Annotated in this window: 12 protein-coding genes; 6 read left to right on the top strand and 6 right to left on the bottom strand. The window is 40.7% G+C overall.

The genetic code is table 11. The features are described from left to right. Positions 1-26 precede the first annotated feature (26 nt). Positions 27-959: a 23S rRNA (adenine(1618)-N(6))-methyltransferase RlmF gene (gene rlmF, locus WDB87_RS02735; RefSeq protein WP_337848935.1), complete on the bottom strand. Its 933-nt coding sequence runs from the start codon at positions 957-959 to the stop codon at positions 27-29. Positions 960-1,087: 128 nt separating this feature from the next. Here rlmF and WDB87_RS02730 point away from each other — a divergent pair, with 128 nt between their 5' ends. After that, positions 1,088-1,990 carry an alpha/beta fold hydrolase gene (locus tag WDB87_RS02730; RefSeq protein ID WP_337848934.1) on the top strand — a complete coding sequence of 301 codons (903 nt, stop codon included), beginning with the start codon at positions 1,088-1,090 and terminating at the stop codon, positions 1,988-1,990. Between the two features lie 10 nt (positions 1,991-2,000). Here the strand turns inward: WDB87_RS02730 and WDB87_RS02725 are convergent, their stop codons facing one another. The 3 genes from WDB87_RS02725 to WDB87_RS02715 form a co-directional block, all read right to left on the bottom strand. Next, complete coding sequence (locus WDB87_RS02725) at positions 2,001-3,428, bottom strand: tetratricopeptide repeat-containing sulfotransferase family protein (protein ID WP_337848933.1); 1,428 nt, start codon at positions 3,426-3,428, stop codon at positions 2,001-2,003. An 87-nt stretch (positions 3,429-3,515) separates the two neighbouring features. After that, positions 3,516-6,095 (bottom strand): TonB-dependent receptor plug domain-containing protein, encoded by a 2,580-nt coding sequence (locus tag WDB87_RS02720; RefSeq protein WP_286249112.1) that lies wholly within the window; start codon positions 6,093-6,095, stop codon positions 3,516-3,518. Between the two features lie 338 nt (positions 6,096-6,433). Beyond that, a complete protein-coding gene (locus tag WDB87_RS02715; protein WP_286249114.1) occupies positions 6,434-6,592 on the bottom strand; it encodes an oxidoreductase-like domain-containing protein in 159 nt (52 codons plus the stop codon). 104 nt (positions 6,593-6,696) lie between these two features. On the opposite strand from WDB87_RS02715, the gene WDB87_RS02710 reads away from it, so the two are divergent. Continuing rightward, a complete protein-coding gene (locus WDB87_RS02710) occupies positions 6,697-7,119 on the top strand; it encodes a hypothetical protein (protein ID WP_286249116.1) in 423 nt (140 codons plus the stop codon). 82 nt (positions 7,120-7,201) lie between these two features. After that, positions 7,202-8,563: a leucyl aminopeptidase family protein gene (locus tag WDB87_RS02705; RefSeq protein ID WP_337848932.1), complete on the top strand. Its 1,362-nt coding sequence runs from the start codon at positions 7,202-7,204 to the stop codon at positions 8,561-8,563. Positions 8,564-8,580: 17 nt separating this feature from the next. Here the strand turns inward: WDB87_RS02705 and gloA2 are convergent, their stop codons facing one another. Together gloA2 and WDB87_RS02695 are read right to left on the bottom strand one after the other, a co-directional pair. Beyond that, positions 8,581-8,967, bottom strand: coding sequence for an SMU1112c/YaeR family gloxylase I-like metalloprotein (gene gloA2, locus WDB87_RS02700; protein ID WP_286249119.1), 387 nt, complete (start codon positions 8,965-8,967; stop codon positions 8,581-8,583). A 95-nt stretch (positions 8,968-9,062) separates the two neighbouring features. Beyond that, on the bottom strand, positions 9,063-10,142 hold the full coding sequence (locus WDB87_RS02695) for a ketoacyl-ACP synthase III (protein ID WP_337848931.1): 1,080 nt from the start codon (positions 10,140-10,142) through the stop codon (positions 9,063-9,065). Positions 10,143-10,361: 219 nt separating this feature from the next. Between WDB87_RS02695 and WDB87_RS02690 the strand changes: the two genes are divergently transcribed. From WDB87_RS02690 to WDB87_RS02680, 3 genes are read left to right on the top strand one after another with little or no spacing between them, the layout of a single operon-like run. Continuing rightward, positions 10,362-10,763, top strand: a complete 402-nt coding sequence (locus WDB87_RS02690) for a nuclear transport factor 2 family protein (RefSeq protein ID WP_286249122.1) — start codon at positions 10,362-10,364, stop codon at positions 10,761-10,763. A 48-nt stretch (positions 10,764-10,811) separates the two neighbouring features. Then, positions 10,812-12,053 carry an ATP-binding protein gene (locus tag WDB87_RS02685; protein ID WP_337848930.1) on the top strand — a complete coding sequence of 414 codons (1,242 nt, stop codon included), beginning with the start codon at positions 10,812-10,814 and terminating at the stop codon, positions 12,051-12,053. After that, a complete protein-coding gene (locus tag WDB87_RS02680; RefSeq protein ID WP_337848929.1) occupies positions 12,050-12,577 on the top strand; it encodes a response regulator transcription factor in 528 nt (175 codons plus the stop codon). The genes WDB87_RS02685 and WDB87_RS02680 overlap by 4 nt, the downstream gene beginning before the upstream one ends. Positions 12,578-12,590 lie beyond the last annotated feature (13 nt).

Genomic DNA, 12,590 nt, shown 5'->3' with positions numbered 1-12,590 from the left:
TATTAGGGCCTTGTTTTTTTATGGGTTTACACAAGTTCTTCAAAAATGTGTTCGCGGGTGGCTTTATCAAAATAACTCCACGCAATAAAACGACTTACTTTTTGCCCTTGTGCCATATTTATAATTTTATATTCAGCAATAGGGAGGGTGCTTAGTTTTTTTTCTAAGGTAGTAAGAGTTTCTTTTTTTGAAACAAGCGATGTAAACCATATAACTTGCTCTGCAAACAACTCGCTTTCGGTGATCATATTACTGATAAACTGGGCTTCACCCCCTTCGCACCATAGCTCATTATTTTGCCCGCTAAAATTAAGGGTGTTTTTAGGTGATTTTCCTAAGTTTTTCCATTTTCGCTCAGTGCCTTTGTTAGCCTCGTCCGCGCTTGCGTGAAACGGAGGGTTACATAGAGTTACGTGAAATAAATCTTTTTGATTAATAATACCCTTAAAAATAGAAGATGCATTTTTTTGATGCTTTAGAGTGATTTTCAAGCTATTAAACTGGGTAATTTGCTTTGCTATTTTTATTGAGTTTGCATCTATATCACTCCCAGTAAAGTGCCAGTTGTATTCGTGAGTCCCTGTGAGTGGGTAAACCAAATTAGCACCGGTACCAATATCAAGTGCTTTAATTTGACGCCCTATCGGTATTTTTTTTTGATTATCTACGCTTAATAAATCGGCCAAGTAATGTATGTAATCTACTCGCCCTGGAATAGGGGGGCATAAGTTTTGATCCGGTATATCCCAAAACTCAATATTATAGTGCGCTTTTAACAGAGCTTGATTCAGTGTTTTAACGGCTTTGTTATTGCTAAAATCTATACTTTTATTGCCCGCGGGTGTTACCACTATAAAAGGTGCTAACGCATTATGTTTTTCGCATAATAAGTCTAAATTGTAACCATTTAAGTGCTGATTGCGAGGATGTAACTTGTTGCTGTTTGATTTTGATTTCATAGCTTAAATTTAGCAATTAAATAATGATGCAAGTGTATCAAATGCTTAGATCAAAAGTGTAACCATTTACTTTAGAATTAGTACCGTAACTGGTAGGATGAGTGTGTAAAAATAATTAAGGAAAATTTGTGGCCATCACTCAGCAATCACATTTTGTTCAACTAGCCGATCAGCAAACTTTGCATTTACGCCGTATCGCGAACGTTAATAAAGCAGGCCCGGTAGTGTTTTTAATGCATGGAGCAGTAGAAAACGGCAAAATTTTTTATACTCACAGTAATAAAGGTTTAGCGCCTTTTTTGGCGGATCAAGGATATTGTTGTTATGTAGCAGATCTGCGGGGGCGTGGAGAAAGTAAGCCGCTCATAACTCGCCATTCAAAATATGGCCAAACAGAGGCCATAGTTGAAGACATCCCTGCTTTTATTAATCATATTGAACAACTCGAAGGTCAAAAGCCCGATTATTGGGTCGCTCACTCATGGGGTGGGGTGTTAATGAACAGCGTGTTTGCGCGCTTTCCTGAGTATTTAAAAGAGGTTAAAGCGTGTGCTTATTTTGGCTCTAAACGTTCTTTATTTAACAATCATCCTAAAAAGTTACTACAAGCAAATGTAATTTGGTACTTTATGGCGCCGATATTGGCTAAAAAGCACGGTTATTTAAACGCCAAAGGCTATAAGTGGGGCAGCGATAACGAATCGCAAAAGTCGCATTATCAAAGTATGCAGTGGGCTAAAAAAAGGCCATGGGTTGATAGCGATGATGGCTTTGACTACGCAAGCGCGTTAGCTAAGCTGCATGTACCCCCTACACTTCATGTTGGTGCAGTAAACGACAAAGCTCTCGCACAGCCGATTGATATTAAAAAGTTTATAGCCGAGTCCGGACCTGGCAAACAAACCTTAAAAATTTATGGTAAGCGCCATGGTCATAGTGTCGATTATGATCATATTAATATGCTTACACATCCGCAGGCACGGGATGAGCAATTTAAAGATGTGGTTGACTGGTTTAATGAGCACAGTTAAGCCATTAGGTTTATTCAAATTGTTTTAACAGCGGAATTTTATAGCGCTCCCAATGCGCAAGTGCCTGTGTATTAATTGGCTGCCTAATGGCTTGTTTGCTTAGTGTGCTAACCGCAGCCTTGCGCTTATAAAATGCTAAGCATTGCGGCTCATACTCACACCCTAAAAACGAAAATAAAGCACTTAGCTGCGCCTTAGGCTCAACAACGAGTTGCTCATAATGAATATCGTATAGCGGTAATAAGGGCAGACTGTACCAATGATCCATTAATTTTCCATACAACGCATGGTAAAGTTTGAATTCTTTTAAATCACAAAAGTACGGCTCATTTTCGGCAAAGTAGTTACTGAACACCGAAAAAGCTGTGGCGTTAAAATTCCTACTTAAATTAATAAATTTAGCATTAGGGAACAGTAAGTAAATTAAGCCCAAAGACTGATAGTTACTCGGTAGCTTATTAATAATGAAAGGGCGTACAGGCTGTGCTTTTTTTAACTCTTCAATATAAATGTTGCGAGCTTTTGCTATTAAATCGCTACTAAGTCCGCTTAAACATTGCGGGTATGGAGTTTGTGTTTGCTGCTCTATAAACCCCACTACTTGATTACCAATACTCGTGTTTTCACCTAGCGTAGTAAATTGTGAATGATTAGCCATCATTTGTTCAAGTAAGGTTGATCCGCTGCGGGGCATACCCATTATAAACACGGGTGTAATAGTGCCACTGAAAGTGTGATCGGCAGATGCAATTAGCTGTTGCGTATTGTGCCCTATAATTTGTTCATAAAAAGGCACTAAGTCACTGGTTTTAAAGTGAGTAAGTTTTTTTTGAAGTTTGTTGGCAAGCACATAGTAGTTAAATGCTTGTGCTGTATCATCTAGTTTGTCATAGCTTTTACCTAACGCGTAGTAACACACCATTTTTAAACGCACGTTATTAGTTTGCGTTAAAAAATGGTGTAGGTTGCTCACATAATTATGTTCTTTATTAAATCGGCCTAGCTGTACTAATTCAAATAAAATATAGGCAGTTACGGGATATAACCCCATGCTTAGTGCATGCGCAAATGTGGTGTGTGCTTTGTCTAACTCGCCGTAGCTTAAATAATGCTGAGCTAAATAATAATGAGGCTCAGGGTTATGGCTTGCGAGGCTTTTAGCATATTCGAGTACTTTAAGCGCATCATCAGGGGAGTGCACGCTATTAAATGCATCGGCAAGCGCATGTAAAGGCTCCAGCATGTGAGGCAAACGTTCGCATGCTTTTTGTAATAAGTATACTGCTGCATCATAGCGCTCTAACCTAAGTGCTATCCTGCCTAAACCAAATAAAGCTTCACCGCTTTGCGGGTTACTATTTAAAATTGCTTTAAAATGAAACTCGGCTTCTTTGAGTTTGTTTTCGTGTAGTAGTTGGTTGGCTTTTTTAATTAGCATGACGCGGCATTATTGTTTTTTTAATTAATATAAAATAAAAAAGGCGAAATGTCTTACCATTTCGCCTTGGTTTATCATGAAAAAATATTAGAAAGTATAGGTTGCTTTCGCGTAGTAGAAGCCACCGTTAATACCGTATGGAGATGTTTCGTAGTATTGGCCACCCCAGTTATTGTTAGGGATACCCGTACGGTCTTCAAAATCAAGTTTTTCAGCGTCTTGGTCAAAGATGTTTTGTGCACCTACCGAGAAACTAATAGACTCATTTAGGAAGTACGTTATTTCAGCGTCAATAGTTACTGCTGCGTCAGCTGTTTTTGCTGTTGCATCGTAATCTACGTGAACACCTTGGTATTCGCCGTAGTAGTTAGCACGAGTAAATAACGAAATTGATTCCCATTGTTGTGCCCAAGTAAGCGTTGCACGGTGATTTGGTAAATCTTCTTCTAAACGCTTAACTTTAAATTCACCGGTAATGTCGCTGAACTTAGTTACTTCAGTTTCATTCCAGTTATAAGCAAGGCTAAATGTAGAGCTTCCGCCTAGCATGTCAGCTGTGTAGTTAGCAACTAAGTCAATACCTTGCGTTGTAGTATCAAAGTCATTAGTGAAAAAGCTTACTTGCGCATAGCTTTGTGCATTTGCTACACCAGCGGCTTCTAGCGTATCTTTGTCTTCTTGGCTAAGTACGATTTTTTCTGATTGGCTGATACGATCTTCTACTTCAATATTATAGTAATCAAGCGTTACAAATAAATCACCAATTGTGTATACCGCGCCTAATGTGTAGCTTTGTGATTCTTCAGGTGTTAGCTCTGTACCGCCTAGTTGCACAGCAATTGGGTTTGTAGGTGGTAATAATGCAGAATCTTGTAGCACACCGTCACTTAAGTTGGTTTGTACGTTACTAACGTTCGCTTGGCCAACAGTAGGGGCGCGGAAGCCTGTGCTTACAGAGCCACGAATATTTAAGTCTTCTGTAAGGTGGTACTGTGCCATTACTTTGTAGTTTGTTGTAGAACCAAAGCTGTCGTAATCTTCAAAACGTACCGCAAGGCCCATTAAGAACTCTTCGGTAAATGGTGCTTCTACATCAACATAGGCAGCGTAGTTACGACGTGTGTATTCGCCGGCATCAGAAGGTTTAAAACCAGGAAAACCGTTAGAGCCAATACCAAAACCTTGCTCAGTTAAAGGACCTGCAGTGAATGATGCTTCATCACCAGAAATAACAGTGAATGTTTCTTCGTGCCATTCTAAACCACCGGCAATATTTACATCGTACGCAAGGTCAAAATCAAAGCCTTTAGAAAGGTCAAAGTTAAAGTTTTTCTCTAGTTGCTCGTATTTACCCGGGCTAAAATCACGCGGGCTGTCTGCACCTAATGAGGCATTAACTGTGTCGTAAATAAAGTAGCGAGATTCGTTTAAACCAACTGTACCGCTTAAATCGTAAAATGCATCTTTAAGGAAACCACCCGTGAACATACCCTTTGTACCAATGGTTAAAGAGGTGTCGGTGATATTGCCACCAAAGTTAGGTGTAAAACCACCAGGGATCACTTCGTTAAATGCAAAACAATCAGGGTTGTTAGCAACTCCGCTAATGTAGTCTGGGTTATCAAGTACGTTATCGTCAATCGCGATAGTAGGACAGTTAGCGCTCATGTCCTCTGTTAAATCGGCAACAAGCAGAGTTTCACCGCCATCGTTTGAATAAACACCTGGGCGGGTATGCGGGTTACGGTAGTAAAAGCCACCACGTACATCACGCTCAGAGTAGTTACCAAACATATAAAATTCAGAGTCGTTTGTTAGTTCTAACCCAACGTTACCAAAAATTGAAATGTCGTCATCAACTTCAGGGGCACCCCACACTTGTGCAAGAGATGAAACGTCTGGTACACCTGCAGCGGCAAGTCCTGCGGCATCAGGGCGTTGCACTGATCGGCTTGTTGCGTCCGCTGTTTTGTATTGAAAACTTAAGTTAGCAAAGCCGTTATCGGTAAATGGTAAGCCTACGTTACCCGATATCTGTGTTGTATCACCATCGCCTTCGTAATATTGACCTTGACGAACTTCAAGCTTACCGCCTTCAGAGGCATCTTTAAGTTGGAAGTTCATTACACCTGCGATTGCATCAGAACCATATTGTGCTGCTGCGCCATCGCGTAGTACTTCTACTTGCTTAAGTGCAATGCTAGGAATAACTGAAATATCAGCGCCTTGTGCACCATCATTAATACCACCACCTAAAAATGCAATGACAGACGCGCGGTGACGACGTTTACCGTTTAAAAGAACTAATGTGCTATCTGAAGGTAGGCCACGTAAGTTAGCTGGGCGTACAAGTGATGCGGCATCACTGATTGGGTTTTGATGAACATTAAAAGAAGGAACAGAGCCTTTTAAAAGTTCAAGCATATCGGTGTTGCCAGATTTTTCTAATTCTTCACCGCCAATAATATCAATAGGAACTGGTGAATCACCAATAGAGCGGGGTGCTGAACGAGTACCCACTACGGCTATTTTTTCTACATTTTTATTAACTTTGGTTTCGCTTTCCTCTGCTGCAATAACAGAGCCTGACATAAACAAACCAGCAGTGGTTGTTGTAGCTAAGGCAAATTTAACTGCCTGATTTAGCGCATTACTTTTAAGTTTCATTCTAATTTTCCCCAGTTAGAATATATTTTGTATGTAATGTGTTAGTTAACATTACTTATTTTGTATTTTTGGACGTGTTCACATGGGGGAGTTAAAAGGCCAACCTACTTGACTTCTTAAAGCTAAAAGCCCACCTCATGTGAAGTCCTATGTACAGCCTATACATAAAAAACTTTGAGAGCAATTAATAATTAACTCTTTAATAACAAAAAGTTCAAAATAAAATAAATTTGCAACAATGGTGCAGTATGTAACTAATTTGAACTAATAAAGTGCGGTTTTGACGATTTTTGGAAGATTTAATGCGCTTTGTAGATAACTTGATGTTATCAATTTGTTTATTTTGTGGGTTTTTTGAGAGTGTTTTGGGCCTGCCATTGACGGTATTTCTCTTTGTATTCATCCCACACGCACGGGCAGCAGCTGCCTCCGCCACAGCATTCATCAGGCTTTGGTTTTTGGGGTTTGTTGTGCGCTATTACTTGTTTGTTTTGCATTATAAGGAGCTTGTAAGCACTAATTTAGTGCAAAAGAGTAAAGTATGAGGCGGATTAAGTAAATTATTCTTGTGTAAAACCGCCTATATGTGAAAATACAGACTATGCGATTATATAAAGTTATTCACCGTGCGCCTTGGCGGGTAGTTAAAATTAGTAAAAAGCGCCAACAGCTTCGCTTTCGTCGTGCAATGGTGGCGCTAAAAATTGCTCTTGCGCAAGAAAGGCAAGAAACCATAGAAATGCTCACCATTTATAGGCGTTACACGCAAGGGCAAACCAGTAAAGAAGAGTTAAAGCGTGCTAATGAGCAGTTTGTAGATATTTTAAAAGGGCTTGGCTTAGGTGTATTTGCCGTACTGCCGTTTGCCCCTATTACTATTCCATTGGTTGTAAAGCTAGGCAAAATGGTAGGTGTAGATGTATTGCCTAGCTCGTTTAACATTAATAAACCCGTTAAAGAGCTAGACGCTGAAATAGTTAAAGAGGATTTAAAACAACACACTAAAGCGCCAAATAAAGAATAAATTTGGCTAAAATTAGCTATACCTTTTAGCCGGTCTTATTGGTATGCTTTGAGCTACCATTTTTTATTATATGAGCTTTTTAATGAGTGCATTACTTCGTCATACTTCTTCTGGTATTCCCTTATCTTTTATTCTTAAAAACGAGTTAACTGACTGGCAATCACAACAACCGGCTTTTATCCAAACATGGTTAACAAATAGCGGCTTTGAAAAGCAAGGATTAGCGCTTGTGCCTGACGTGCAAACCGGCGAGCTAGGCCACGTTTATTGTTTATTACAAAACCAAGATGATTTTTGGGCCGCAGGCGAGCTTGCAAATAAATTACCGCTGGGCACGTATCAAATTCAAGGCGATGATGCCTTTACAGAGCAAGTCGCACTTGGTTTTGTGTTAGGCGGCTATGAATTTAGTGAATATAAAGAAAAGCCAACTGTCAAAGCACAATTAGCCATTGCTGATGAAGCGCTGTATCAACGTATTAAGCAACAAGCTGATGCCATTTATTTAGCGCGTGATTTAGTAAACACACCGGCAGTAGATATGATGCCGCAGCATTTATCGCAAGTAATGGAAGATTTAGCCAATAATTACAACGGCGAATTTACCCAGTGGATTGGCGATGAGCTACTTGAGCAAAATTACCCAACAATACATATGGTAGGTCGCGCGAGCGAAAACAAACCGCGTTTACTTGATTTAAAATGGGGCGCAAAAGATGCACCGCTTATAACCTTAGTCGGTAAAGGGGTATGTTTTGACTCTGGCGGGCTTGATTTAAAACCAAGCTCGGGCATGCGTAACATGAAAAAAGACATGGGCGGAGCAGCGCATGTTATTGCATTAGCACAATTAATTATGGCGGCTAACTTACCAATTAGATTGCGTGTTTTAGTGCCTGCGGTTGAAAATGCGGTATCGCGAAATGCATTTCGCCCAGGGGATGTAATTAAAACGCGTAAAGGCATTATGGTTGAAATAGACAATACCGATGCAGAAGGGCGTTTAGTGTTGTGTGATGCGCTTAGCGAAGCACAAAACGATAACCCTGAGCTAATTATTGATTTTGCGACCCTTACCGGTGCTTGCCGTGTTGCTTTAGGTACTGAGCTACCGGGCTTTTTCTCAACAGAGCGCGATGTAGCAAATGGTATTATTGATGCCGGTATGGATGTAAGTGACCCTGTATGGCAATTACCTTTATTTGATCAGTACAAAAGCTTTTTAAAGAGCGATGTAGCCGATATGGCTAACTGTGCCAGCACACCGTTTGGTGGGGCCATCACCGCAGCGCTTTATTTAAAAGAGTTTGTAGAGCCAACCACTCCATGGGTACATTTTGATGTAATGGCGTGGAATTTACGTGCTTTACCTGGGCGCCCAACAGGCGGTGAAGCGTTAGGGATTCGTGCGGTATTTAATTACTTGCAAAGCCGCTTTAAATAAACCTTGTTATACGAGGGTTATACCTCGTATAACTCAAGTGGCAGGTTATCTGGATCGGCAAAAAAGGTGAATTTTTTGCCGGTTATTTCATCCACTCTTATCTCTTCCACAGTTATATTTTGTGACTCTAAATACTGCTTTGCTTGGGCAACGTTTTTAACTTTAAATGCTAAATGCCTTAAGCCTTGCGCTTCTGGGTAGCTTGGTCTTGCAGGTGCGCCATCAAACGAAAATAACTCTATTTGGCTGCCATCAGGCATCGCTAAATCTAATTTATACGAATTACGCGCGGCCCTAAAGTGCTCGTTAATAACTTTAAGTTTAAGTATGTTGCTATAAAAGTGCTTAGAGCGAGCGTAGTCACTGCAAATAATAGCAGCATGATGAATGCCTAATAGTTCCATTTAGTGAGTCCCATATAGTTAGTTCCTTAATTTCATTGTCCTTAAAAAAAAACGCACCAAAAAGTGCGTTTATGTATAGCTTATTACATGTACTTTTAGCTTAGCTCAGCGTCTTTACAGGCTTTAACTGCGGGGGCTACAAGCTCAAGGCCTGTTAGCTCACACGGTGGTAAGGTTGCATCACTTACTTTAATCGGTGTTACACGCTCGCCCCATTTTATGTAGCTTGCTGCCCACGTTAAACCGGCGCCAAATGCAGCCGACATAATATTTGAATGTGGCTTAATTAAGCCTTGCTCTACGGCTTCACATAATGCAATAGCAATTGTAGCCGCGGAGGTATTACCGTAGTCAGCAATGTTTACCATTACTTTTTCATCAGGTACTTTTAAACGATGCTGAATTGCCTGAATAATACGTAAATTAGCTTGGTGTGGCACTAATACGTTTATGTCATCAAGGCTTAGATTGGCTTGCGTTAATACATCATCACACGCTTCGCTCATGCCTTTAACAGCACGTTTGAAAATTTCACGGCCTTCAAAGAGTAAGTCAGATGGGCCAATTGGCTCATATTTATTTAAATCACTACCAAAGTTAGTGATATGCAAAATGTCTCTGTCTTCGCTGTCGCAACCAGTTTTAGTACCAAGCAGGCCTGCAGGTGTGTCTGCGGCTTCAAGCACTACTGCGCCTGCGCCATCTCCAAATAACACTGCGCTGTCACGGCGTGCCCAGTTTACATACCAAGTCATGCGCTCGGCAGCAATAACCACGGCCTTTTTAATCATACCTGCTTGAATTTGTGCAGTAGCTGCTTGAAGGGCATATAAAAAACCAGAACACGCAGCATTGGTATCCATAGCTGCAGCGCCGGTTGCACCAATATTTTTTTGTACTAAAGACGCGGTATTGGCCACTACGGTAGAGGGTGTACATGTTGCTAAAATAACTAAATCGATATCTTTTGCGTCAACCCCTGCACAATCAATGGCATGTTTTGCAGCAACGGTTGCAAGCTCTGCGGTGCTTACATGGCTAACCCTACGAGATTTAATACCAGTACGTGTTGTGATCCATTCATCGTTGGTATCAACTATTTCGCTAATTTCATCGTTGCTAATGCTTGCTGGTGGAATGCATTTACCCCAACCTGTGATATGTGCGTAGGCCATAGTGTGTTCTCTTAAAAAGGTGGTCTGACGTGTATTGCTAATGGAGGAGTTATATCAAAAATTGCCCTTTAAGAGAAGTTATTAACCTGTTTTGTCTCTTAAAGTTTAAATTTACTGTAATTTTAAATGCCCGTTGCTGCATTTATAAATATAACCGTTCGAATTTAAAGCAAATAAAGGTATTATTAACTTAGGTCTGTACTGATAAAAGGGAAGTGTATGGGTAATAAAATTAAAGCATCGCTATTTAATCACTTAATTGAGTCTGAGCGGCAATTATTAGACCCAGAAGTACGCCAATCAAGCCATGCATTAAATGCCTTGCTTGATGATGAGTTTATTGAAATTGCAGCTAATGGCACCGTATTTGATAAGCAGCACGTACTAACCCGTTTACCTACTGAGGTTGTTCCACAGTTTTATAATCAGCACTTTAAAGGGCGAATGCTTAGCGATGATGTAGCACAAATTAGTTATCAAGCGGCTTACAGGCGCTCTGCCCGAAGTGAGTTTAATTACTCCTTACGTATGTCGCTTTGGCGCAAAAGTAATGAACAGTGGAAAATGGTATTTCATCAAGGAACGCCGTGCGCGCTTTTTACTATATCAATGGATGATTGACTGCTTTTATTAACGTATTAAATTTTATAGGTAAACCGCATCTTGTTTATGCAAACCGACCCGACCATTAGCCGCCTTTTACTGCTGCGAAGTGGTGCCATTGCCGTGCAGTTAATTGCTGTACTGAGCGTTTATTTTTTATTAGAACACCAAATAGCGTTATTGCCCTTATTAGTGGTAATTGCGATAGAGGCTATATTCCAATTAGTGAGCGTATTTGCCTATCGAAATGTAAGCCAAGCTCGCCCCGTTGGTATGTTGATGCAGCTCACTGCTGATGTCCTGTTTTTAACTATTTTGCTCTTTTTAAGTGGCGGCGCAACTAATGCGTTTGTATCGCTATTATTGTTACCTATTATGATTGCAGCTGTAACACTACGTGAAAAAGGACTCGCTTATATCGCCGTGCTTGCTATTGCCGCTTATAGCTTTTTGCTAATTAGGATGCCCGATCATAGTATGCATCAAATGAACATGAGCGGGCACTTTATAGGCATGTGGGTAAATTTTGTTTTAAGCGCAAGTGTAATCGCCCTTGTTATTGGTGCTATGAGTAGAGCATTAAAAGAGCGCGAACGTACAATTGCTAAAGCTCGCGAGCAACAATTACGTAACGAGCAACTGGTAACCTTAGATGGCGCCGCTGCACAAATAACCCATCAACTCGCTACACCCATCGCTAACTTACAATTACTATTTGAAGAGCTTTTAGAAGAGCAACCGAGTAACCCTGTTGTTGTGCAAATGCAAACACCGCTCAGGCAATGTGCGTCGCAATTAGACGACTTTAGAGAGCTTTCTGCGCAGCTTCGTAATAAAAATACCAAAGAGCACACAACAGTTAGCCAATTGCAAACGCAAATTACCGACACATTATTACTGCAATACCCTGATCAGCACATTAATTGGTTAAGTGAGCCAATAGCAGCCACTTTAAAAAGTGATGCAATGCTATTGCCTGCTATTCTCAATTTGCTACAAAATGCATGCATTGCAAATCAAAAAAATAACCAAAGCCAGTTAGAGTTAAGCTGGCAGCAAAATAATCAACATAGTGAATGTGTATATCTGCTAATTCGTGATTTTGGCAGCGGTTTTAGCCAATCACAATTAGCAGAGCTTGGCGGGCAACTTATGCCTAGTAGCCAAGGTATGGGGCTTGCGGTATTGCTTTCTAATGTAACGTTTGAGCGATTAAACGGCTCCTTAACTCTGTATAATCACGCGGGTGGCGGGGCAGTGGCTAAAGTAAAATTAGCAATAGTAAATAATGAGCAGTCACATACATGAAATTACTGATAATTGAAGATGATATAAACCTAGCCAGTACACTTGCTCGGCGTTTAACAAAACAAGGCTTTAGTTGTGAGGTTGCGCATAATCAAAGTGATGCATTACTTAGTGCACATAAACACTTGCCCGATTTTATTTTGCTCGATATGAAACTAGGTGACGATAACGGCCTTGCTTTAATTAAGCCACTTCGCAGCTTATTAGCGCAGGCACATATTGTATTACTAACCGGATTTGCAAGCATAGCCACCGCAGTAGAGGCCATGCGTTTAGGCGCTGACGACTACCTTACTAAACCCGTTGATATGGCCACGCTATTAAAGGCGCTAAACAATGATTTAAATACGCAAAATGTGAGCAGTATTGTCACACCGGTTATGTCGCCAGAGCGTTTAGAGTGGGAGCACATTCAGCAAGTACTGCATAGTAATAATGGCAATGTGTCGGCCACTGCGAGGCAGTTAAATATGCATAGGCGCACATTGCAGCGTAAGTTACAAAAAAAGCCGGTTCAGCAGTAACCGCTTAGGGGTA

Source organism: Pseudoalteromonas sp. C12FD-1 (genome assembly GCF_037414265.1).
Taxonomy (GTDB): domain Bacteria; phylum Pseudomonadota; class Gammaproteobacteria; order Enterobacterales; family Alteromonadaceae; genus Pseudoalteromonas.
Note: the sequence above shows the minus strand (reverse complement) of the source record. Positions and strands in the feature narration are given on the sequence as shown.